Below are 21,201 nucleotides of genomic sequence, written 5' to 3'. Positions count from 1 at the left end.
GGCGTCGCCGGTCGGGATCAGATGCCGATGAGGTCGGCGATACGACGCCGGTAGGCGCTCACGTCGCCGAACAGCATCAGGGACGCCTTGGCCCGCTTGAAATAGAGATGGGCGTCGTGCTCCCACGTGACGCCGATGCCTCCGTGGATCTGGAGGTTGTCGCCGGCGGCGCGGAAATAGGCTTCGGCGGCGGTCGCCTTGGCCACTGCGGCCGCCTGCTCCAGCTCGTGTGGCACGGCGTCCGCACACCATGCGGCATAACGGGTCATGGCACGCGCCCCCTCGATCTCAACGAGGATCTCGGCGCACTTGTGCTTGACGGCTTGGAAGGACCCGATCGGACGGCCGAACTGCTCCCGCACCTTGGCGTACGCGACGCTCATGTCCAGGCATGCCTGGGCTCCTCCGACCATCTCCGAGGCCAGGACGACGTCGGCGTAGGCGAGCGCGGTGGAGAGGACGTCGCGGCCACGTCCGGGAGGGGACACGAGCGTCGCCGGCGCGTCCACAAGGTCGACCTGCGCCAGCCCCCGCGTCTGGTCGAGGGCGGGCAGCGGCCGGATCCGCACGCCCGGCGCGCCGGTCTCGACCGCGAGCATCGTCGGGCCATCGGGTCCTTCCGCCAGCACCAGCAGGACGGTCGCGGCGGCCCCGTCGAGTACGTATGAGAAGCCGCCCGACACGGTCCACCCGGATTCGCCGCCGGTCGCGCGAGCGGCGGTGGTGGTGGAGTTCCACCGGGCGCCGGGAGCCAGCCAGGCCACGCTGACGACGGCCGAGCCGTCGGCGATCCTCGGCAGCAGCGCGGCGCGCGCGTCGTCCGTGCCGGCCATGAGGGAAGGGACGGCGAGGCCGACGGTGGCGAGCAGGGCGCTGGGGGCCAGGGCGCGGCCGCTCTCCTCGGCGAGGTAGGACACCTCCTGGAAGCCCAGGCCGGCGCCGCCGAACTCCTCGGGTACGGGCAGCCCGGCCGCACCCAGCTCGGTGCACATCCGCCGCCACAGCTCCTCGTCGAAGGCGGTCGGGGTGTCCATGACCTCCCGCACCCGTGTCAGGGGGCTCACGGAGGCCAGGAAGCGTCGGGTCGTGTCTCTGAGGTACTCCTGCTCTTGCGTGATCGCCAGGCTCATCGCGCGGCCTCCCTCAGGGGCGCGGGCTCCTTGGGCAGGCCGAGGACCCGTTCTCCGATGATGTTGCGCTGCACCTCCGCGGTGCCTCCCCAGATCGTGTGGGAGCGGGTGGAAAGGAATTCGTCCTGCCACTCGTCGAGCTCGTAGCCGACCCCCGTCACCAGGGCGTCCGGCCCGATGAGGTCCATCGCGATCTCCGCAAGCCGGCGCTGGAACTCCGACCACCGGATCTTGCTTGTGGAGCCGTTGGCCAGTCCCTGGCCGGAGCGTCCCGCGGCGAGGTCGGCGACCAGCCCGAGACCGGTCGCCCTGATGACCTGGATCTGCGACCAGGCCCAGGCCAGCTGCTCGCGCACCCGGACGTCGCCGTCGAGTCCGCGCTCGCGGACCTCGTCGACCAGCCGCCAGAACTGCCGCTCGAACGCGACGTGCTGCGTGGTGGCGCTGCCGCCGCGCTCGCTGCCGAGTGTCGTCATCGCCACGCGCCACCCCTGGTCGAGGCCGCCGATGACATTGGTCAGCGGAGTGCGCGCGTTCGTGAGGAAGCTCTCGCCGAACAGCGCCTGGCCGGTCATCCTCTTGATGGGCCGGAACTCCACGCCGTTGGGCTTGCCGTCGACCTCGAGCGGAAGCAGGACGTAGCTGATCCCCTTGTGCTTGGGCACGTCGGTGTTGGTGCGGACCAGGCAGAACATCCAGTTCGCCTTGTAGTAGCCCGAGGTCCAGGTCTTCTGGCCGTTGATCACCAGATCGGTGCCGTCGACCTCGCCGCGGGTTCGCAGCCCGGCCAGGTCCGAGCCGGCGCCGGGCTCGGAGAAGCCCTGGCAGTACTCGTGCTCGCCGCTGATGATCGGCGGCAGCACCCGCCGCTTCTGCTCCTCGGTCGCGTGCGCGATGACGGCGGGACCCACGAGGCTCTCCCCCATGCCCCGGGTGAGCCGGGGAACGCCCGCGCGGGCGAACTCCTCGTTCATCAGCGCGACCTCCACGCCGGAGAGGCCGCGCCCGCCGTACTCCTCCGGCCAGGCGACGCACATGAGCCCGGCCTCGGTGAGCGTGTCGGCCCACCGGTCGAGGTGTGCCTTGAGTTCGGGGGTGGGGACGCGCGGCACCGGCACCCCGCGCAGGTGATCGGGGGCGTTGCGCTTCAGCCAGTCCCGGATCTCGTCGCGGAACGCAAGGGCGGCGTCGGAATAGGGGATCGGTGAGGCGTCCGGGTCGGGGGCACTCATGAACGCGTCTCCTCTCGTGCGGGCGCGGCAGGAGCGGGGGCGTGCCTCGGCACGCGCGGCGTGTCGGTGTCGGCCGTGGGAGCGTCGGCGACGACCCCGGTACGGCGCAGTGTGGCAATGCGATCGGCGTCGTAGCCGAGAAGGTCGCGCAGGACCTCGTCGTTGTGCTCGCCGAAGAGCGGGGCGGCGCGCCGGTGGGAGCCGGGGGTGCGGGAATGCCGGAAACCGAGCGCGCTGTAGGTACGCCGGCCGACCGCGGCGTGGTCGAGGTCCACGAGCATCCCGCTCTCGCGCATCGCCGGGCTCCTGGCGATCTCGTCGCCGCCGAGAACCGGCGCCGCCGGAACGCCCGCGGCCTGGAGGCGTGCGGCGAGCGTCATCTTGTCGTGCGGGCGGGTGAGCTCGGCCAGGACGTGGTCGAGCCGTTCCTGGGCGGCCTGCCGGTCGGTGAGCCTCCGGTACGCGGGATCGTCGGCGAGTTCGTCCGCACCGAGGACGGTGCACAGCGCCCGCCACTGGTGGTCGTCCCAGACCGCGATGGCGACCCATTCGTCGTCGCCCGCGCACGGGTAGGCCGCGTGGGGCGCCGCATCGGGCACATGGTTGCCGTCACGGACCCGCGTCGTCCCTGTCTCGGCCTGTTCCAGGAGGTACTCGCCGATCCAGGAGGCCGCGGCCTCGACCTGGGGAACGACCACCGCCGAGCCGTGCCCGGTGCGCTCCCGCAGTTCCAGTGCCGAGACGACGGCGGCGACGGCGTTGAGTCCTCCGATGGGGTCCATGATGGCGGGGCCGGTGAGGACCGGTGTGCCGTCGGGGTATCCCATGAGCGAGGTCATGCCGGCCGCGGGCTCCATCGTCTTGCCCATTCCCTGGTGGGAGGACGACGGTCCTCCCTCCCCGAACGCGGGCATCTCCACGACGATGATGCGGTCGTTGACCTCGGCCAGGTCGCGCCGCCCGATGCCCAGCCGGTCCAGCACGCCGGGAGTGAAATTCGCCAGCACCACATCGGAGCGGCGCACCAGATCGTGCATGACCTCCATGGCCCCGTCCCGCTTGAGATCGAGCGCGAGGGAGCGCTTGTCGAGGTTCTGGGAATTGAAGAGCACGTTGCGGTTCTGCGGATCTTCGCCCGGAGTGAACTCGGGGTAGTAGACCGGCGCGCCACCGTTGCGGGTGCCCCGCCAGGAGTCCGGATGCCCGGGCGCCTCGATCTTGATCACCTGGGCGCCCAGGTAGGCCAGGCAGCGTCCGGCGAACGGCCCGGCCCAGGCGGTGGTGAACTCCAGCACCCGGACGCCGGCGAGCGGGCCGGTGGTCGCCGGCGCCGTATCGGCGGAGCCGGTCATGCGGGCCTCCGCTCATGCCGGGCGGAGGGTTCCGGTAGCCGCGGGCTCGGCGATCGCACCTCGCAGACGGCGCCGCCGATGGTGAAGAGCGAGCGCACGGCCGCCTCCTCGCCGTCAGGGCCCGAGACCCGTGACATGACACGGCGGACACGCCACTGCTCGGACTCCAGCAGGTCCCGCAGGCTCGTCACCTTCTCCGCGCTGACCCGGCCCCGCTGGCAGCCCTCGACGACCTCGTCCGCCCGGCGCGTCGCCGCGCGTTCCTGCAGGACGGCGACGATCTCCTCCCAGTGGCGCAGCCGATCCCCCGAGGTCCGGTAGCGCTCGTCGTCCAGGAGGTGCTCGCAGTCGAGGACCCGGCACACGGTGGGCCAGTTCCGGATGACGAAGATCACGATCCAGGCGTCGGCGCACCGCAGCAGCGCGAGGAAGCCGGGGTAGCGCTGGCGGGTCGCGCCCGTGCCGTTGTAGCTGTACTGGCTCACGATGTTCTGTCCCATCGCGGCGAGCGACTCGAAGACGGTGGCGTCGACGCGCTGCCCGGAACCGGAACGGCGGCGCTCGTACAGAGCCGATACCACGGAGATGTACGCCGTGGTCCCGTTGGCGTAGGACGCCCGCTCGCCGAGCCCGTAGATCGGCTCACGGTCGAACGCGCCCGTGGTCTTCATCGCGCCCGCGAGCGCCTGATGGATCATCTCCGAGAATCGCCATCCGTTGTAGGCGCCGCCCTCGGGGGCGTCCCCCACGACACAGTCGATCAGCAGTTCCCCGGCCCCCTCGGGCGCCATCGACCCCTGGTCGCGCAGGACGACGTCCGCGCGGCCCATCAGCTCCCGCAGCCGCTCCCGGTCGGACGGAGAAGCGACGTCGAGCACGATGGAGCGCTTGCCCTGGTTGAGGTGGCGGAAGAGGAACGAATCTCCCCCGGCGGACGGCCCTCGGTACCGGGTAGGGGTGCCGCCGGGTGGCTCGACGAGCACGACATCGGCCCCGTTCATGGCGAGCAACCGTCCGGCGTACTGACCGGCCGCCGACGTGCTGAGGTCGAGGACGACCACACCGTCCAACGCGGAGACGGGCCGGCCGGGCAGGTCGGGCGGGCCGGCGAGGTCAGGCGACGACGACATCGTTCTCCTTCCTGTCACCCGGCGACAGATCCGAGCTCATCCGGTCGCGCAGGGAGTCGCCGAGCCGGTAAACGCACAGGACCACGACTCCCAGCAGCAGTCCCGGCGGGAGGATCAGGAGCGGAGCCGACAGGATCTGCGAGTAGGCGTCGTTGAGATCGCTCCCCCAGCTCGGCGTCGGTCGCTGGGGCCCCAGCCCGAGGAAGGCCAGCGCGCCCTGGATGACGAAGGTGAGCCCGGTGTAGATGGTCATCTGGATCACGACCGGACGCAGCGCGGTCGGCAGCACGTGGCGTACCAGCAGGATCGGTGTCCACACCCCCGCGATCCGGGCGCTGGCGACGAAGTCCTGCTCGCGCACCGCGAGCACGCCCGCCCGCGTCAGCTGCGCGGTGTTGGGCGCCAGGACCAGCCCGACGGCGACCATCGAGGTGACCAGGCCGACGCCGAGCGAGCCGGTGATGGCGATCGCCAGCACCAGCAGCGGGAAGGCGATCATGGTGTCCGCGATCCGCATCAGCACCGTGCCCGCGTAGCGCGGCCAGAACCCGGCGATGGTCCCCCAGGGCACGCCGATCGCCACGGCGACCCCGATGCAGATCGCCACGCCGCCGAAGGCGTTCCGCCCGCCCCAGATCAGTCGGCTCAGCACATCGCGCCCGAACCGGTCGGTGCCGAGCAGATGGTCGGCGCTCGGTCCCTGCAGCTTGCGGGTGAGATCCTGCGCCAGCGGATCATCAGGAGAGATCCATGGGGCGAGCAGCGCCGCGGCGAGGAGCAGCGCCAGCACGGTCACCGAGATCCATGCGCCCACCGGCATGACCCGGCGCAGGCGTCCCGTTCCGCCGATCATGACGTCCCCTTCCGGATCGCGGGATCGACCAGGCCGGCGGAGATGTCCACGACGAGGTTCACCAGCAGGGCGATGAAGACGTAGACCAGGACGACGCCCAGGATGACCGGGAAGTCGAGCTGGCCGATGGCGGTGACCAGGGTCCGTCCCAGACCCGGCAGCACGAAGATCTGCTCGAGGATCAGCGTGGACCCCAGCTGGCCGAGTGCGAGCAGCGCGATGACGTTCAAAGTCGTGGGCAGCACCGAGCGGAACGCGTAGAGCCACGTGACCTGGCGCTCGGGCACCCCCATGGCGCGCGCGGTCCGGACGTAGTCGCTGCTCATGGCGTCCGCCATCGCGGCACCCACCTGCCTGATCACGATGGCGCCGCCGCCGAGGATCATCGGCATCGCCGGCAGGATCAGGTGGTAGACGTTCCGTACGGGATCCTCCGCGAACGGCACGAACCCCAGGCGCGGCAGCACGCCGAGCCACACCGAGAAGATCGTGATCAGGACGAGGGCGGCGAAGAAGTCCGGAACCGCCAGCCCCAGTCCCGAGACGCTCCGGACCAGCCGGCCGGACGACCGTGCCGCGCGCTTGCCCGCGTACACGCCCAGCGGGATGGCGACCAGGCACGTGCCCAGAATCGCGACGAAGGTCAGCTCCAGCGTCACCGGCAGGGTCTCGGCGATCGTCGCCGACACCGGATAGCCGGTCTGGAAGGAGTTCCCGAAGTCGCCGGTGAGCGCCTTGCCGAGCCAGCTCAGGAACTGCTCCGGCAGTGGACGGTCGAGCCCGAGCTGCCGCTCGATGAGGGCCACCGACTCCGGCGTCGCGTTCTCTCCCAGCCGCGCATAGGCGGGACCCCCTGGAATGATCTTGACCAGGAGGAAGGTGAACAGGGCGGCGCCGACCGCGGTGGGCACGAAGAGCAGCAACCGCACCAGGACGAACCTGCCGAGACCTCCCCAGCCCCCGAGCCTCCGGCCGCGGCGCCCCGGCTCGGTGCCGGAGCGCGGAGCGGCTCCGGTCGTCACCGCCTGTACCTTGCCGGCCGCCTCCGTCCGGATCCCGGCGACGTCCTTGGGAACCGCCATCACTTCAGCCCGAGCGCGGTCAGGTCCGCCTCACCGTTGAGCGAGATCGAGTCCGGGCCGCCGGTGACGCGGTCGCTCCAGCCCGTGACCGTGGGCGAGTAGTAGAGCGGGATCATCGGCACCTCCTTCTGGAGCACCTGGACGGCGTTCTTGAGCGCCGCCTTCAGCTCCTCCTCGCCCTGCGCGGCGTTCGCCCGCGCCACGGCCTCCTCGCCGCCCGGAATGGGGACGTTGCCCGCGTTGCCGGCGGACTTCGTGGTCAGCCCGCGGCGGAAGATGCTCAGCCAGTCGGGCCCGGCGTTCGTGCCCGTCGACATCAGGTCGTACTTGTGCTCGACGTAGAAGCCCTTGGTCGCCTCGCCGATGTCCTTGGCCTCGAACTTGATCTTGATCCCGACCTTGGCGAGCTGGCCGGCGATGACCACACCGTTGTTGACGAACGCCGGCGAGTTCAGGGAGGCGCCTCGCAGGGTCAGCCCGTTGGGGTACCCGGCCTCGGCCAGCAACTGCTTGGCCCTGGCGGGGTCGTACGCATGGGTGTCGTTCAGGTCGGCGAAATGGAAGGGGTGACCAGGCGGGTAGGGCTGCTGTGCCCCCACCTTGCTCAGTCCGGAGGTGTTGGCCGTGGCGAGCGCGGAGCGGTCGATCGCATGGCTGATCGCCTGCCGGATCCGCTGGTCACGCAGCGGTCCCTGGCTCCGGTCGATGCTGAGGCTGCTCATCGAGACCCCGAGGTTGTGCTCGGCGTGGACGCCGGTGCCCTCAAGTGCCTGAGGCGCCGAGTAGTCCAGGCGCCAGGCGAAGTCGACCTGGCCGCCGGTGAGCGCCGCCACCTGCGCGGAGGGGTCACTGATCAGCTTCGAGCTGATGCGATCCACCTTGGCCGCGGGCAGGCCCGCCGGCTGGTAGCCGTCCCATTTCTCCAGGGTCACCGAGGAACCGGGCACGAACGCCGACAGCCGGTACGGGCCGGCGCCCACCGGCTGGGCGCCGTACTTGTCGCCCGCCTTCTCGCGCGCGGCCGGGGAGGCGATCATGCCGATGCGTGACCCGAGCAGCTCGGGGAGGCCACCACCGGGCTGCGACAGTTTGATGACGACCGTGTCGGTGCCCTGCGCCTCAATGGCTTTCAGGCCCGGGATCTGCTGGTTCTCCAGGGCGAGGCACTGCTCGATGCTCTTTTTCACGGCCGCGGCGTCGACGGCGGTGCCGTCCTGGAACTTCAGGCCGGTCCTGAGCTTCAACGTCAGGGTCTTCTGTTCGTCGGAGAAGGTCCAGGACGTCGCGATGCCGGGGGACAGCTTGCCCGTACGGGGCGAGGTGCGGATGAGCGGAGCATAGATGGCGGCCATGTAGGCCACCTCGGATCCGTTGGCCGGCCCACAGGGGTCGAATTGGCTCGGGCTGAGGCTTTGCAGGGTTCGCAGCGTCTTCTCGCCCTCCACACCGGAATCGGAACCGCAGGCGGCGAGAACGGAGACGAGCGCGGTGGCGAGGGCTGCGGCGCGGATGCCGCTGCGGTGGAGTCGCTGCTTCATCTGAGACATTCCTTCACAGGGGGTGGGGGTTCTCCCGAACGGCGGTCAGGTGTGGCGAGGTGTGATCACGGGTGCTGAGTTCGGTCCGGTGCGGGCGGAGGACGCCGGTGGCGCCGTCGGGGTCAGAGCGACCGTCGCGGGGCGGTGCCGTCGCGGATCTCCCGCCAGAAGTGGCAGGCGGCCCGGTGCGCCGAGCCTCCGCCCGCCGCGGGCTCGGTGACCGTCTCCGAGCGCGGTTCCTCACGTGCGCAGATCTCCTGGGCGAAGGCGCAACGGGTACGGAAGCGGCAGCCAGAGGGCGGGCGGCGCGCGTCGGGGATCTCGCCTTCGAGGGGGTGCACCTCGCGGTCGCGGGCGTCCAGGCTGACCCGCGGCACCGCGCGGATCAGTGCCTGCGTGTAGGGATGCCGGGGCGTCTCGAGCACCTCGCGCACCGGGCCGACCTCGACGAGCCGACCGAGGTACATGACACCGACGTCGTGGGCGATCCGGGCGATGGACGACATGTCATGGGAGATAAAGACATAAGTGAGGTCGAACGTCCCGCGCAGCTCGTCGAGCAGGCGCAGCACACCGGCCTGGACCGAGATGTCGAGCGCCGCCACGGGCTCGTCGCACATGACGAGCGGGGCGCGGGCCGCCACCGCGCGGGCGATGGTGACCCGCTGGCGCTGCCCGCCCGACATCTGGCCGGGACGCCGGTCGGCGATCTCGGGGCCCAGCCCGACCTGGCCGAGCAGTTCCACGGCACGCTCGCGCAGCCGCCGGGGAATGACCAGCCTGTGCGGCACCATGGGTTCGACGACGCTCTTCCAGACCGGCCGTCCGGGATTCAGCGCCAGGACGGGGTCCTGGAAGATCATCTGGACCTGTCCCGCACGCCCCACCGATGAGGCGGCGGGCACGAGGTCCCCGTCCGGACCCGCGATCGCGATGGTGCCGGACCTGACCGGGACGAGCCCCGCGATGGCCTTGGCGAGCGTGGACTTGCCCGAGCCGGACTCCCCGATGATGCCGAGCGTCGAGCCTCGGGCCACCTCGATACTGACACCGTCGACCGCTCGGACGCCGTCGCGGCGGTTACCGTAGCGGACGACGAGGTCGCTCACCTGCAACGCGAGGGCCCGCCGCTCGTTACCCTTGCTGGTGGTCACCGTGCTGTCGACCGTCATGCCTTCACCCCCGGGAGCACCAGCTCGTCGCTGCGCAGGCATCGGGTACGGCCTCCCTGCGGGGCCGGCTCCAGGGCGGGCATGTGCTCGCTACAGCGTTCCTCCGCGTAAGGGCAACGCGGATGGAACCGGCACCCGCCCGGGGGACTGGCGGGGTTGGCCGGCGCACCGGTGATGCCGCTCCGCTCGTCCGCGCGGTCAAGGCTCATGTCCGAGGCCCGCACCAGCGCCGAGGCGTAGGGGTGCTGCGGTGAGCCGAGCAGCCGCTCGGCACCGTCGTCGTTGACCACCTGGCCGCAGTACATGGTCACGACCCGGGAGCACAGCGCCGAGACCACGCCCAGGTTGTGGGTGATGAGCAGGACGGCGAGATCCAGCTCGCGGGCGAGCCGCCGCAGCAGGGAGACGACCTGGGCCTGGATGGTGACGTCCAGAGCGGTGGTCGGCTCGTCGGCCACGAGCAGCCGCGGCCGGCAGACCAGCGCCATGGCGATCATCACCCGCTGGCACATGCCACCGGAAAGCTCGTTGGTATATGCATCCATGGTGCGCCGAGGGTCGGGCAACCCGGCCATGCCGAGCATCTCGACCGCCCGGCGCCTGGCGTCGGCGACCCGGACCTGTTCGTGCGCGCGGATCACATCGACGATCTGCTTGCCCACCGGGCGCGAGGGGTGCAGCGAGGCCCGCGGCTCCTGGAAGATCATGCTCATCTCGCTGCCCCGGATCCGGCGCAGCCGCTCGGCGTCGGCCTTGAGCATGTCCGTACCATCGAAACGGACGCTGCCCTGCATCGACGCGTTCGGCGGCAGCAGTCCGAGGAGGCTCAGCCCGGTCAGGGTCTTGCCGGATCCCGATTCACCGACCAGCCCGACCAGCTCTCCGGACCGGATGGTCAGCGAGACCTCCGACAGCAGCCGGGTACCGCCGATCGACACGGCGAGGTCGTTCACTTCGAGGAGCGCCGGAGCGTCACCGCCGGGCGCGCGGTCCCCGGGCGCGCGGCTCGTCGGGGCCATCGACCCCACCTCCGATCGGGAGAAATATGCATTAGCAGTGCATAAACTATTGTGGTCACCGTCACATGCTGTCAAGGGGTGCGCCGCACGTTCCGCTCCTCCCGGGTGCGGGCGAACCTCGGCGCTCGCTTCTCGACGAAGGCCGCGAGGGCCTCCCGGTGCTCGGCGGTGCCCCCGCATGCCTGGTGACGTGACACCTCGCGCTCCATCGCCTCCGCCAGCCCGAGCCGCTCGGCGTCGAGGAGGTTCTCCTTGATGCGGGCGAGCGCGAACCGTGGCCCCTGCGCCAGCGCCCCCGCCAGCGCGATCGCCTCGGCGAGCGGATCCTCGACCACACGGTCAAGGAGTCCGGCCGCCACAGCGTCCACTGCGCGGATGCGCTCCCCCAGCAGGAGAGCGCGGCGGGCCCGTGCTCCGCCGGCAAGCCGCGAGAGCAGCCATGCCACGCCATAGTCACCCGACAGGCCCACTCGGGCGAACGCCGTGACGAGGTCGGCCCGGTCCGACCCCAGCCGGAAGTCGCACGCCAGCGCCAGACCCAGGCCGGCACCGGCAGCCGGGCCGGGGAGCGCGGCGATCGTCGGCTTCACCATGGCGTGGAGCCGTTCCACCGTGGCCCGCTGGGACGCGACCTGTCGCGCCGCGCGCTCTTCGGGGCCGAGGGGGGAGCCGCCGCCCTCACCACCGCGTTCGGCGAAGGCCTTGACGTCCCCGCCTGCGCAGAATCCCTGTCCCGCACCGGTCAGGACCACGGCGCCGATCTCGTCGTCGCGCTCCCACTCTTGGAGGATCTCGGCCAATCCCTGGACCATCTCCGGCGAGAGGGCGTTGCGCCGAGCCGGACGATTCAACGTCACGATGCCGACACCGCCCTCCACCCGGATGAGCAGGTGCCGCCGATCGTCCGGATCTCTTTCGTGCGCCACCTCGGCCACTCCCCTCTCGAAATCTGCACTCGTCATGCAGAAGAGCATCTGGATTGGGAGCGCGTCAAGCAGTCACTGCGGAGGATTGGCAGGAAAACCTCCCGCCCACTAATGTGCATCTCGGATGCATAAAGTTCCGGGACGACGGAGCCCATCGCCGGATCGGCCGGCACGGACGAGTCGTCGAGGGAGGACGCACATGGGACGTCGGATGAGCATCGGCCGACTCTTCGCCCACTTCGCCGCCACCAAGTCCGACGAGCCCGCCCTAGTCGCCGGTGACGGCTCCGAGCAGGTCACCTGGGCGGAACTGGACCGCCGCACCAACCGGCTGGCACGGGCCTACGCCGCCGCGGGTGTCGCGAAGGACGACACGGTCGCGGTGGCCCTGCCCAACTCGGTGGAGCTCTTCTGTGCGTGCATAGCGACCTGGAAGCTCGGCGGCACCGTCCTGCCGCTGTCGCACAAGTACCCGCCGGCGGAGCGGCAGCGCATGCTCGACCTGGCCCGGCCCGCTCTGCTCGTGGGGAGCGGGGAGACTCCGGCCGGCCCCGCCACCGTCCCAGCCGGTTTCGTCCCCGACTCCGGCCTCGACGACGGCGAACTGCCCGACGTCGTCCCGACGTTCTGGAAGGCGCTCGCCTCTGGCGGCAGCACCGGCAGGCCCAAGCTCATCGTCAGCCACGACGACCCGCATTACGACCCGGAGTCGCCCGACTCCGAGTACATGCACGCCAACGGCGTGCACCTGGTCTGCGGGCCGCTCTACCACAACGCGGCGTTCGTCTACTCGGCTCGCGGGCTGTTCTCCGGCAACCGGCTTGTGATCATGTCGAGGTTCGATCCCGGGCTCGCCCTCGACCTCATCGAGGAGCACGGCGTCACGTGGTTGCAGATGGTGCCCACCCACATGAACCGTATCCGCAGGCTTCCCGCGGAGCGTCTCGCCCGCGCCGACCTCTCATCGGTGCGCACGCTGCTCCACGTCGGCGGGCCATGCCCGCCACGGCTGAAGCTGGAGTACATCGACTGGCTAGGGCCCGACCGCGTCGCGGAGGTCTACGCCGGCACCGAGAGCCAGGGCGTCACCTTCATCACGGGCCGGGAATGGCTCGAACACCGCGGATCGGTCGGGCGTCCCATCCGCGGCTCCCGGTTCGAGGTCCAGGACGAGGAGGGACGCGTCGTGCCACCGGGAGTCGTGGGCGAGATCTTCCTGATGCCCGCCGGCGGCCAGGGCTCCACCTACCACTATGTCGGCGCGAAGCCGCGAAGCAGGAACGGATGGGAGTCCCTCGGTGACCTCGGCTGGTACGACGAGGACGGTTACCTCTATCTCGCCGACCGGTCCACCGACTGCGTCGTCAGCGGCGGAGCCAACGTCTACCCCGCCGAGATCGAGGGCGCCCTGGAAGCGCACCCCGGCGTCCACGCGTGTGCCGTGATCGGGCTGCCGGACGACGACCTGGGCCAGCGGGTCGTCGCCCTCGTCGAGCCCGTGCCCGGGGGCGGTCCCGCGCCCCGGGCCGACGAGCTCGACGCGCATCTCCGGCCGCTGCTCGCGCCGTACAAGCGGCCGCGGGCCTACGAGTTCGTCGACCGGCCACTGCGTGATGAGGCAGGCAAGGTACGCCGCTCCGCGCTGCGGACGGAGCGGCTCCCGGGCGGCCCCTGGTACGGCCGGCTGGTCCTGCCGAGCCGTGATCGGTGGCGGGATCTCAGGACGGGCTCCGCGGTCGTCGACCGGCTGCTGCAGGTGCTCGACCTCGACCAGGTGGGCGAGCGCACCTTCGCGGGGTCGAGCAACGAACGACCGGCGCACCGGGTCTTCGGCGGGCAGGTCCTCGCCCAGGCCGGCGTGGCGGCGGCCCGCACCGCTCCCGACGACGTGGTGCTGCACTCGCTGCACGGTTACTTCGCCCGCGCCGGCGACCCCTCCTCCCCGATCAGGTACGAGGTGACTCCGCTGCGCACAGGCCGCTCGTTCCTCCTGCAGCGGGTGGACGCCTGGCAGGACGAGGAGATCATCGGGACGGTGACCTGCTCGATGCAGCGCAGCGAGCCCGACCACCTCGCCCACCAGCTACCCGCGCCGAGGTCGTCCGCCCCGCCCGACGACGTCCCGTCGCGCTACCCCTTCGCCGAGACCTCCCCCGATGACGAAGGACCGGCCGGCCCGATCGAGCTGCGCGAGGGCGTCACGGGCACCGACCCGCTCGCGCCTTCGGAGGTCTGGCTGCGCGTGCCCATGGGACTGCCCGACGATCCGCTGCTGCACCGCACCCTGGTGGTGTACATCTCCGACTTCACCATCATGCGCGCGGCGTTCCGCGGGCATGCCGTGCGCCGGGACGCGATGTCGAGCGCCAGCCTCGACCACGCTGTGTGGCTGCACCGGCCGGGGCGCGCCGACCGGTGGCTGCACTACGTCAGCACGAGCCCGTCGGCCGGCGCGGCACGCGCGCTCGGCCAGGGCTCGCTCTTCTCCGCGGACGGAAGCCTCGTGGCGACCAGCGCACAGGAGATGGTCGTCCGCTTCCGGTCCGGCCCGGACACGGCCGGCACCCGCGGTTCCGGCGCGTCCACCCGGCCGGGAACCCCGTCCACCGCCACCGATCGACTCGCGGGAGAGTCCGCACATGCCTGAGACGTTCAGCACCGGCCCCCGGGGTCTGACCGGCCGCACGGCGGTCGTCACCGGCGCCAGCAGGGGCATAGGGCTGGCCATCGCCCGGCGCCTCGCCGACGAGGGAGCCCGGGTGTGCGTCACCGGGCGCAAGGCCGACGCCCTCGCCGAGGCGGTCGAGGTCCTGGGGGGGCCCGAACACGCCCTCGCCGTGGCGGGCACCATCGGCGACGCCGCCCACCGCGAGGAGATCGTCGAGCGCGCCCTCGCCACGTTCGGCAGTGTGGACCTGCTCGTCAACAACACCGGGATCAACCCGGTGCACGGCTCGCTCGTCGACCTCGACCTGGAAGCCGCTCGCAAGATCGCCGATGTCAACGTGGTGGCCGCCCTGGCGATGGTGCAGCTGTGCCATCGTTCGTGGATGGGGACGCACGGCGGCGCCGTGGTCAACGTCGCTTCGGTCGCGGGGCTGAGGCCCTCGGCGGGTATCGCCTTCTACGGGGCGAGCAAGGCGATGCTCATCCACCTCACCAAGGGCCTGGCCCTCGAACTCGGCCCGGGCGTACGGGTGAACGCGGTCGCCCCTGCCGTGGTCAAGACGCGGTTCGCCAGGGCGCTCTACGAGGGACGTGAGGAAGACGTCGCCGGCGGCTACCCTCTCCGGCGGCTGGGCGTCCCGGAGGACGTCGCCGCCGCGGTCGCCTTCTTGCTGTCGGAGGAGGCGTCGTGGATGACCGGCCACACGGTGGTCCTCGACGGGGGCTCGACCCTGGGAGGTGGCGCCTGATGGCGTCCTCTGACCCCGGCACCGTGCCCGGGCTGGACCTCAAGCGGTTCTCGGCTTGGTACGGGCGCCGGTGTCCCGGCGACCTCGGCGGCGACCTGACCGCCCGGGTGGTGTCCGGAGGCAAGTCCAACCTCACCTACGCGGTGTCCGACGGCACCACCACCCGGATCGTGCGGCGGCCACCCCTGGGCCACGTTCAGGCCACCGCCCATGACATGGCGCGGGAGTTCACGGTCATCAGCGCGCTGGCCGGCACGGCCGTGCCCGTGCCCCGGACGTTCGCCCTCTGCCAGGACGGCACCGTGCTGGGTGCTCCCTTCTACGTCATGGAGCAGGTGACCGGCACGGCGTACCGGCGCCGCGAGCAGCTCGAACCGCTGGGGCCCGAACGCACCCGGCGCGTGGCGCTGGAGATGATCGGTGTCCTTGCCGAGCTGCACACCGTGGCCCCCGCCACGGTCGGGTTGTCGGGTTTCGGACGGCCCGCGGGGTTCCTCGCCCGGCAGGTGCGCCGATGGGGCCGCCAGCTTGAAGGCTCCCGGACCCGCGACCTCCCCGACGCCGACACGCTGCTGCGCCGTCTGCAGGCAGGCGTCTCGGCCCGTGTCGCCGACGACGACGTGGCGGCGATCGTCCACGGCGACTACCGCCTGGACAACGTACTGGTGCGCGACGACCGGGTCGCCGCGGTCATCGACTGGGAGATGGCGACCCTGGGCGACCCCCTCACGGATCTGGCGCTGCTGCTCGTCTATGACCGGCTTCCCTGGATCTCCCAGGGCGCCAGCGACGCCACGGCCAGCCTGGCCCCCGGATACCCGAGCGCGGAAGAGCAACTCGGGCACTACGAGCTGAGCAGCGGCCGGCGGCTGGGCGATCTCGAACTGCATCTGGGACTCGCGCATCTCAAGCTCGCCGTCATCCTCGAGGGCATCCACTATCGCCATCTCCAGGGCGGGACGGTGGGCGGCGGGTTCGACACCGTCGGCGACGCCGTCGAGCCGCTCCTCACCGCCGGCCTGGTCGCCACCCGGAGCCTGGAGAGGAAGACGTTCGGACTCCGGGACTGACGCCGCGGTGGCCTGCCGGCACGCACGTGCACGCGCCGGCAGGCCGGTGCCTTCACCGCGTCCGCGTCACGACAGGGCGGAACAGCCGTTCCATCGACTCGCCCAGCGGCGTGACCTCCCAGCGGGAACCGCCGGAGATCACGCGGACGGGCTCGGGGTCGCTGTACAGAGTGACGTCGTAGCCGTTGGCGCCGATGACGCGTCCGGTCAGCCAGTCCGACGCCTCGCCGGCGAGATAGGCCACCACGGGGGCGATGTTGTCGGCCGCCCGCTGTTCGGCGGTGACCGTGCGGGCCCGCTTCCGGTCGCCGGGGATCGAGGCGGTCATCCGGGTGGCGGCGACGGGCGCGATCGCGTTGGCCGTGACGCCGTACCGCGCCAGGCTGTTGGCGCACGAGTAGGTCAGCCCCACGATGCCCATCTTCGCCGCGGCGTAGTTCGGCTGCCCGGGCGCGCCGAAGAGGCCGGACGGGGAGGTGAAGTTGATGATGCGGAAGTGACCGTCGGGATCACGCCGGTCGCGCCAGTGGGCGGCCGCCGGCCTGATGGTGTTGAAGTGGCCTTTCAGGTGCACCCTGATGACGTCGTCCCACTCCTCCTCCGCCATGTTGAAGATCATGCGGTCGCGGAGGATGCCGGCCGCGTTGACCAGCACGTCGAACCCGCCGAACCGCTCGACCGCCGTGCGCACCAAGCGCTCCCCGGTCGCCGGGTCGGAGACGTCGCCGTGGTCGGCGACCGCCGATCCGCCCGCACCGGTGATCTCCGCGACGACCTCGGCGGCGGGCCCTTCGTCCCCTCCGCTCCCGTCGAGGTTCACGCCAAGGTCGTTCACCACGACCGCGGCGCCCTCCCGGGCGAACAGGCGGGCGATTCCGGCGCCGATGCCGCGTCCCCCGCCGGTGACGACCGCGACCCTTCCGTTCAGACCGCCCATGCGCCTCATCCTCCGCCGATCTGGTCCATCAATGTAGAATTGGATTCTAAAATGAAGCCAACACCAGCGCCGCTGGCCTTGTCAACGGGTTGACATACGAGCCCCGGTTCATTAGTTCTAGAATCCAATTCCACGTTGATGCGATCGGGTCGTAGCAGGCGACAGGCGCCCGGCGAACCGAGCAAGGAGTCATGGCATGGCGCTCGATCACGAGCTCGTCGGCGTCCCGGGAGAACCGGTCCCGCGCTCATGGGAAGCCACCGACGCGCTGCTGTACGCACTCGGCGTGGGCGCCGGGGCCGAGGACCCGCAGCGGGAACTGGCGTTCACGACGGAGAACACCGAAGGGGTCGCCCAGCGGGTGCTGCCCACGTTCGCCGTCCTGGCCGCCCAGGCACGCGGCGGGCCGCGCCGTCGGCTGGGTGATTTCGACCCCGCCCGGCTGGTGCACGCCGAACAGGCGTTCCGGCTCCACCGGCCGCTTCCCGTGGCGGGATCGGTCTCGGTGACCTCCACGGTCACCGCCATGCTCGACAAGGGACGGGGGGCGCTCGTCCGCACGGAGAGCGTCGCGACCGACGCCGACGGCCGGCCTCTCGTGACCGCGAGCAGTGGCGCCTTCATCATGGGCGAGGGGGGCGCGGGCTCGGTGTCGGCCGAGCGCTCCGACGGCCGCCCCTCGCCGGGCGACGAGCCGTGGTCCCGACCTGACCGGGAGCCGGACCACCGCGTCGTCTACCGCACGCGTCCCGATCAGGCGCTGCTCTACCGGCTCAGCGGTGACCGCAATCCCCTGCACTCCGATCCGGCCTTCGCCGCACGCGGCGGCTTCGACCGTCCGATCCTCCACGGCCTGTGCACCTACGGCTTCACCGGCCGGGCGCTGCTGCACACGCTGTGCGACTCCGATCCGGAGAGGTTCCACGCCATGTACGGCCGCTTCAGCAGGCCCGTCTTCCCCGGCGACGTGCTCGTGGTGAACCTGTGGCGTGATGGAGAGAACCGCGCCCTTTTCCAGACACAGACCGAGGACGGCACGGTCGTCATCGACCGTGGCGTCGTCCACCATTCCTGACACCCTCCCGAGGCGAGGTCCCCGTGTCCGTCCATCGCGTGGCCGTGTCCGGTGCCCGCAAGGGCCCTGGCTCCGTCCCGTAGCCTGGTCCACGCCGCCCAACAGGCAAGCGACCGACACGAATGGGAACGTCCGATGCCACGACAGACCACCTCAGGCGAGCCACCGGCCGGCGGCAGCCGGAAGTGGCGCTCGACCGAGATCGTGCGTGCCGAGATCCTCGACGCCGCCCGGGAGGTCTTCGCCCTGCGGGGCTTCGCCGAGGCCGGCATCAACGAGGTCGTGGAGCGGTCAGGCGCCAGCGTCGGGAGCATCTACCATCACTTCGGCAGCAAGACCGATCTGTTCATGGCTCTCTGGGAGCGTCACCACAGCGAGCAGATCGCGATCGCCCGCCAGGGGGTGGTCGAGGCGCAGGCCGCAGGGGTCACCGACCCTTTCGACCTCCTCGTCGCCGGCGCCCGCGCCTACCTGGAGGCCACCTGGCCCCGGCGCGACCTCGTGCGCATCTTCCAGGTAGGCGACACGCCTCCCGGGTTCTCCGAAGTGCAGCGTCGCAGCGGCCGGGAGTGGCTCAACCGTAACTTCCGCCTCCTGGGCGCCACCGATGAGCCGGTGAACCGTGTCCTTGTGTGGCTGGTCACCAGCTACATCGGCGAGGCCCGCCGGGAGATCTGCAGGCAGCGTACGCCCAGGGCCGCTCGCGAGCAGGTGGAGGCGATGCTTGAGGTGCTGGAGCGGATGCGGCCGCTCCTGGCGGGAGCCAACGGCATGCGGCTCGTCGTCCGGGACGACGGCAAGCACTGAGACGGCATGCGGGCCGGGCCATCCGGGCGGGCGGCCCGGCCCGTTCAGCCTGGAGGCCCGGTCACAAGCCCAGCTGATCGGCCAGCCGCAGCCGGAAGGCCCTGGTGTCACCGAACAGTACCTGGCACGCCTTGGCGCGCTTCAGGAACAGGTGCGCGTCGTGCTCCCAGGTGAAGCCGATCCCTCCGTGGATCTGCAGGTTCTCCGCGGCGGCGCGGAAGAACGCCTCGGCGGCGGCCGCCTTCGCCAGCCCCGCCACCACGGGCACCTCGTCCGGGACGGCGCCGCACGCCCACGCGGCATACCTGGCGCAGGACCGCGCGCCCTCGATCTCGACCAGGACCTCGGCGCACTTGTGCTTGATGGCCTGAAAGGAGCCGATCGGGCGGCCGAACTGCTCGCGCTGCTTGGCGTAGGTGACGGCCGTGTCCAGACAAGCCTGGGCCGCGCCCACCATCTCCGACGCCAGCAGGACGCATGCCTGGTCGAGGGCCGCGCCGAGCAGGGCACGCCCGGCTCCTTGCTCGCCCACCAGGGCGCACGGCGCGCCGTCCAGGGTGATCTCGGCGAGCCCTCGCGTCGGATCGAGGGCCGGTACCCGCTGCCGATCCACACCCGGTCCCATGGTGTCGACGGCGAACACCGACGGCCCCGCGGGCGTGTCGGCCACCACCAGGCACAGGTCCGCGGCGAGTCCGTCGAGCACCAACGCGACCCTTCCGGTGATGACCCACCCGATGCCCGAGGCCCTGACCGCCGCCGCGGCGCCGCCGACCGAATCCCATGCCGCTCCGGGCGCGAGCCAGCCGACCGTGGCGACCGTGTCCCCGGCGGTGATGCCAGGTAGATGCCGGGCCTGAGCGTCACCGTCGCCGCTGGCCAGCAGAAGCGGGACCGCCAGACCAAGCGTCGCCAGCAGCGGGCCGGGAAGGAGGACGCGTCCGGTCTCCTCGAAGACATGGGCGAGCGTCTGCACGTCGACGCCGGCGCCCCCGTGCTCTTCGGGCACGCCGATGCCGTGCACGCCGAGCTCGGTGGCCATGGCGCGCCAGACGCGCCCGTCATGGGGCACCGGCAGCTCCATCAGTTCGCGGGTGCGGGACAGCGGTGAGCGGGTGTCGAGGAACCGGCGGACGGCGACGCGCAGGTCCTCCTGTTCGGCCGTGACGGCGAGGCTCATCGGCCGGCTCCCTTGCTCTCCTTGGGCAGGCCCAGCACCCGTTCCGCGATGATGTTGCGCTGCACTTCCGCGGTCCCGCCCCAGATCGTCCCCGAGCGGGAGGAGAGGAACTGCTCCTGCCAGTGCCCGAGTCCCTCCTCGTCGGCGCTCCCGGCGGTAAGGGCCTCGGGGCCCAGCAGGTCCAGGGCGATCTCACCGAAGCGCCGGGCGTACTCCGACCATCGGATCTTGGTGACGGAGCCGTTCTCGGCCCGCGTGGCCGGATCCTGCCCCGCGGCCAGGGCCGCCAGCAGTTGGAGACCGGAGAACCGCATGGTCTCGATCTGGGTCCAGGCCCAGGCCAGTTTCTCCCTGACGACAGGGTCGTCGGCCAGGCCGCGCGCCCTGACCTCCTCGACCAGAGCCCAGAAGTCGCGCGCGTAGCCGACGTGGGCGATGGTCGCCCGGTTGCCGCGCTCGTGCCCCAGGGTGGTCACCGTGACCCGCCACCCCTGGTGGAGACCGCCGATGACGTTGAACAGCGGTACCCGCGCACCGTCGAGGAAGGTCTCGGCGAAGCCGCTGCGGCCGGTGAGCTGACGGATCGGCCGGAACTCGATGCCGGTGCCCGGCCCGTTCTCGGCGACGGGGAGGAGGACGTAGCTGATGCCCGCGTGCCTGGGTGCGTCCGGGTCGGTCCGGACCAGGCAGAACATCATGGTCGACTCGTAGTAGCCGGACGTCCACACCTTCTGGCCGGTGATGACGAGCTCGTCCCCGTCGACCACGCCCTCCGTGCGCAGGCCGGCGAGGTCGGACCCGGCGCCCGGCTCCGAGAAGCCCTGGCAGTACACGTGCTCCCCGGAGATGATCCGGGGAAGGAAGTACGCCTTCTGCTCCTCGGTGCCGTGGGCGATGATGGCCGGCCCGACGGTCGTCTCGGCCCGCCCACGGGTCACCCGCGGGACGCCCGCCCGGTCGAACTCCTCGTTCATGATCGCGACTTCGACGGGGCTCAGACCGCGGCCGCCGTATTCACGCGGCCAGGCGACGCACATGTAACCGGCCTCGCACAGCACCTCCCCCCACGCCTTGAGGGCCTTGGCGTGGGGGCTGCCCTGCGGGACCGGCCAGCCGACGCCACGCAGCTCGGACGGTGCGTGCTCGCTCAGCCAGGCGCGGAACTCGCGGCGGAACTCCTCGGCCTCGGGTCCGGGGGCGACGGCGGCGGTCGTCGCCCCCGGGGCTCGGTACGCGGTCCGGAGGGAAGTCATCGCGGCACCTTTCATCGGTGGGTCGTCAG

18 protein-coding genes are annotated in these 21,201 nt (G+C 71.3%); 5 read left to right on the top strand and 13 right to left on the bottom strand.

All coding sequences use genetic code 11. The features are described from left to right. Nucleotides 1-17 precede the first annotated feature (17 nt). The 10 genes from ACGWYJ_RS22665 to ACGWYJ_RS22620 all read right to left on the bottom strand — a co-directional run bounded on the left by ACGWYJ_RS22665 (nucleotide 18) and on the right by ACGWYJ_RS22620 (nucleotide 11,470). Entirely contained in the window at nucleotides 18-1,130 is a 1,113-nt protein-coding gene (locus ACGWYJ_RS22665) for an acyl-CoA dehydrogenase family protein (RefSeq protein WP_395108253.1), read from the bottom strand. Next, nucleotides 1,127-2,362 (bottom strand): acyl-CoA dehydrogenase family protein, encoded by a 1,236-nt coding sequence (locus tag ACGWYJ_RS22660; RefSeq protein ID WP_395108252.1) that lies wholly within the window; start codon nucleotides 2,360-2,362, stop codon nucleotides 1,127-1,129. The genes ACGWYJ_RS22665 and ACGWYJ_RS22660 overlap by 4 nt, the downstream gene beginning before the upstream one ends. After that, on the bottom strand, nucleotides 2,359-3,714 hold the full coding sequence (locus ACGWYJ_RS22655; RefSeq protein WP_395108251.1) for a CaiB/BaiF CoA transferase family protein: 1,356 nt from the start codon (nucleotides 3,712-3,714) through the stop codon (nucleotides 2,359-2,361). Before ACGWYJ_RS22655 ends, ACGWYJ_RS22660 begins: the two co-directional genes overlap by 4 nt. Next, nucleotides 3,711-4,844, bottom strand: coding sequence for a CaiB/BaiF CoA transferase family protein (locus tag ACGWYJ_RS22650; RefSeq protein WP_395108250.1), 1,134 nt, complete (start codon nucleotides 4,842-4,844; stop codon nucleotides 3,711-3,713). The genes ACGWYJ_RS22655 and ACGWYJ_RS22650 overlap by 4 nt, the downstream gene beginning before the upstream one ends. After that, a complete protein-coding gene (locus ACGWYJ_RS22645) occupies nucleotides 4,828-5,697 on the bottom strand; it encodes an ABC transporter permease (protein ID WP_395108249.1) in 870 nt (289 codons plus the stop codon). Before ACGWYJ_RS22645 ends, ACGWYJ_RS22650 begins: the two co-directional genes overlap by 17 nt. Further along, nucleotides 5,694-6,779 (bottom strand): ABC transporter permease, encoded by a 1,086-nt coding sequence (locus ACGWYJ_RS22640; protein WP_395108248.1) that lies wholly within the window; start codon nucleotides 6,777-6,779, stop codon nucleotides 5,694-5,696. The genes ACGWYJ_RS22645 and ACGWYJ_RS22640 overlap by 4 nt, the downstream gene beginning before the upstream one ends. Then, nucleotides 6,779-8,317 (bottom strand): ABC transporter substrate-binding protein, encoded by a 1,539-nt coding sequence (locus ACGWYJ_RS22635; protein WP_395108247.1) that lies wholly within the window; start codon nucleotides 8,315-8,317, stop codon nucleotides 6,779-6,781. The genes ACGWYJ_RS22640 and ACGWYJ_RS22635 overlap by 1 nt, the downstream gene beginning before the upstream one ends. Before the next feature lie 122 nt (nucleotides 8,318-8,439). Then, entirely contained in the window at nucleotides 8,440-9,489 is a 1,050-nt protein-coding gene (locus tag ACGWYJ_RS22630; RefSeq protein WP_395108246.1) for an ABC transporter ATP-binding protein, read from the bottom strand. Next, nucleotides 9,486-10,508 (bottom strand): ABC transporter ATP-binding protein, encoded by a 1,023-nt coding sequence (locus ACGWYJ_RS22625; protein ID WP_395108245.1) that lies wholly within the window; start codon nucleotides 10,506-10,508, stop codon nucleotides 9,486-9,488. The genes ACGWYJ_RS22630 and ACGWYJ_RS22625 overlap by 4 nt, the downstream gene beginning before the upstream one ends. Before the next feature lie 71 nt (nucleotides 10,509-10,579). After that, nucleotides 10,580-11,470 (bottom strand): enoyl-CoA hydratase-related protein, encoded by an 891-nt coding sequence (locus tag ACGWYJ_RS22620; RefSeq protein ID WP_395108244.1) that lies wholly within the window; start codon nucleotides 11,468-11,470, stop codon nucleotides 10,580-10,582. A gap of 175 nt (nucleotides 11,471-11,645) precedes the next feature. Between ACGWYJ_RS22620 and ACGWYJ_RS22615 the strand changes: the two genes are divergently transcribed. Genes ACGWYJ_RS22615 through ACGWYJ_RS22605 form a run of 3 tightly spaced genes read left to right on the top strand, consistent with a single transcriptional unit; the run spans nucleotide 11,646 to nucleotide 15,920 of the window. Then, nucleotides 11,646-14,081: an AMP-binding protein gene (locus ACGWYJ_RS22615; protein WP_395108243.1), complete on the top strand. Its 2,436-nt coding sequence runs from the start codon at nucleotides 11,646-11,648 to the stop codon at nucleotides 14,079-14,081. Further along, a complete protein-coding gene (locus tag ACGWYJ_RS22610) occupies nucleotides 14,074-14,850 on the top strand; it encodes an SDR family oxidoreductase (protein ID WP_395108242.1) in 777 nt (258 codons plus the stop codon). The genes ACGWYJ_RS22615 and ACGWYJ_RS22610 overlap by 8 nt, the downstream gene beginning before the upstream one ends. Then, the gene (locus tag ACGWYJ_RS22605) at nucleotides 14,850-15,920 is read left to right on the top strand and encodes a phosphotransferase family protein (RefSeq protein ID WP_395108241.1); all 1,071 of its coding nucleotides are present in this window, start codon (nucleotides 14,850-14,852) and stop codon (nucleotides 15,918-15,920) included. The genes ACGWYJ_RS22610 and ACGWYJ_RS22605 overlap by 1 nt, the downstream gene beginning before the upstream one ends. A gap of 52 nt (nucleotides 15,921-15,972) precedes the next feature. On the opposite strand, the gene ACGWYJ_RS22600 is transcribed toward ACGWYJ_RS22605, so the two are convergent. Then, the gene (locus ACGWYJ_RS22600) at nucleotides 15,973-16,857 is read right to left on the bottom strand and encodes an SDR family NAD(P)-dependent oxidoreductase (RefSeq protein ID WP_395108240.1); all 885 of its coding nucleotides are present in this window, start codon (nucleotides 16,855-16,857) and stop codon (nucleotides 15,973-15,975) included. 196 nt (nucleotides 16,858-17,053) lie between these two features. Here ACGWYJ_RS22600 and ACGWYJ_RS22595 point away from each other — a divergent pair, with 196 nt between their 5' ends. Beyond that, nucleotides 17,054-17,932, top strand: a complete 879-nt coding sequence (locus tag ACGWYJ_RS22595) for a MaoC/PaaZ C-terminal domain-containing protein (protein WP_395108239.1) — start codon at nucleotides 17,054-17,056, stop codon at nucleotides 17,930-17,932. A 135-nt stretch (nucleotides 17,933-18,067) separates the two neighbouring features. Beyond that, entirely contained in the window at nucleotides 18,068-18,739 is a 672-nt protein-coding gene (locus ACGWYJ_RS22590) for a TetR/AcrR family transcriptional regulator (protein WP_395108238.1), read from the top strand. Between the two features lie 61 nt (nucleotides 18,740-18,800). Here the strand turns inward: ACGWYJ_RS22590 and ACGWYJ_RS22585 are convergent, their stop codons facing one another. Both ACGWYJ_RS22585 and ACGWYJ_RS22580 read right to left on the bottom strand, forming a co-directional pair. Next, nucleotides 18,801-19,919, bottom strand: a complete 1,119-nt coding sequence (locus tag ACGWYJ_RS22585) for an acyl-CoA dehydrogenase family protein (protein ID WP_395108237.1) — start codon at nucleotides 19,917-19,919, stop codon at nucleotides 18,801-18,803. Next, nucleotides 19,916-21,172 (bottom strand): acyl-CoA dehydrogenase family protein, encoded by a 1,257-nt coding sequence (locus ACGWYJ_RS22580; RefSeq protein ID WP_395108236.1) that lies wholly within the window; start codon nucleotides 21,170-21,172, stop codon nucleotides 19,916-19,918. The genes ACGWYJ_RS22585 and ACGWYJ_RS22580 overlap by 4 nt, the downstream gene beginning before the upstream one ends. Nucleotides 21,173-21,201: the final 29 nt, after the last annotated feature.

The sequence above is a fragment of the Actinomadura sp. SCN-SB genome (assembly GCF_043906805.1).
Classification (GTDB): Bacteria; Actinomycetota; Actinomycetes; order Streptosporangiales; family Streptosporangiaceae; genus Spirillospora.
This window is presented reverse-complemented; position numbering and strand designations above follow the sequence as displayed.

What these genes read in the sequence shown, in the direction of transcription:
- ACGWYJ_RS22660 (WP_395108252.1), bottom strand. Translation starts at nt 2,362, where the DNA reads ATGAGTGCCCCCGACCCGGACGCCTCACCGATCCCCTATTCCGACGCC.
- ACGWYJ_RS22610 (WP_395108242.1), top strand. Translation starts at nt 14,074, where the DNA reads ATGCCTGAGACGTTCAGCACCGGCCCCCGGGGTCTGACCGGCCGCACG.
- ACGWYJ_RS22615 (WP_395108243.1), top strand. Translation starts at nt 11,646, where the DNA reads ATGAGCATCGGCCGACTCTTCGCCCACTTCGCCGCCACCAAGTCCGAC.
- ACGWYJ_RS22625 (WP_395108245.1), bottom strand. Translation starts at nt 10,508, where the DNA reads ATGGCCCCGACGAGCCGCGCGCCCGGGGACCGCGCGCCCGGCGGTGAC.
- ACGWYJ_RS22645 (WP_395108249.1), bottom strand. Translation starts at nt 5,697, where the DNA reads ATGATCGGCGGAACGGGACGCCTGCGCCGGGTCATGCCGGTGGGCGCA.
- ACGWYJ_RS22635 (WP_395108247.1), bottom strand. Translation starts at nt 8,317, where the DNA reads ATGAAGCAGCGACTCCACCGCAGCGGCATCCGCGCCGCAGCCCTCGCC.
- ACGWYJ_RS22620 (WP_395108244.1), bottom strand. Translation starts at nt 11,470, where the DNA reads ATGACGAGTGCAGATTTCGAGAGGGGAGTGGCCGAGGTGGCGCACGAA.
- ACGWYJ_RS22630 (WP_395108246.1), bottom strand. Translation starts at nt 9,489, where the DNA reads ATGACGGTCGACAGCACGGTGACCACCAGCAAGGGTAACGAGCGGCGG.
- ACGWYJ_RS22580 (WP_395108236.1), bottom strand. Translation starts at nt 21,172, where the DNA reads ATGACTTCCCTCCGGACCGCGTACCGAGCCCCGGGGGCGACGACCGCC.
- ACGWYJ_RS22585 (WP_395108237.1), bottom strand. Translation starts at nt 19,919, where the DNA reads ATGAGCCTCGCCGTCACGGCCGAACAGGAGGACCTGCGCGTCGCCGTC.
- ACGWYJ_RS22650 (WP_395108250.1), bottom strand. Translation starts at nt 4,844, where the DNA reads ATGTCGTCGTCGCCTGACCTCGCCGGCCCGCCCGACCTGCCCGGCCGG.
- ACGWYJ_RS22640 (WP_395108248.1), bottom strand. Translation starts at nt 6,779, where the DNA reads ATGGCGGTTCCCAAGGACGTCGCCGGGATCCGGACGGAGGCGGCCGGC.
- ACGWYJ_RS22655 (WP_395108251.1), bottom strand. Translation starts at nt 3,714, where the DNA reads ATGACCGGCTCCGCCGATACGGCGCCGGCGACCACCGGCCCGCTCGCC.
- ACGWYJ_RS22665 (WP_395108253.1), bottom strand. Translation starts at nt 1,130, where the DNA reads ATGAGCCTGGCGATCACGCAAGAGCAGGAGTACCTCAGAGACACGACC.
- ACGWYJ_RS22600 (WP_395108240.1), bottom strand. Translation starts at nt 16,857, where the DNA reads ATGGGCGGTCTGAACGGAAGGGTCGCGGTCGTCACCGGCGGGGGACGC.
- ACGWYJ_RS22595 (WP_395108239.1), top strand. Translation starts at nt 17,054, where the DNA reads ATGGCGCTCGATCACGAGCTCGTCGGCGTCCCGGGAGAACCGGTCCCG.
- ACGWYJ_RS22605 (WP_395108241.1), top strand. Translation starts at nt 14,850, where the DNA reads ATGGCGTCCTCTGACCCCGGCACCGTGCCCGGGCTGGACCTCAAGCGG.
- ACGWYJ_RS22590 (WP_395108238.1), top strand. Translation starts at nt 18,068, where the DNA reads ATGCCACGACAGACCACCTCAGGCGAGCCACCGGCCGGCGGCAGCCGG.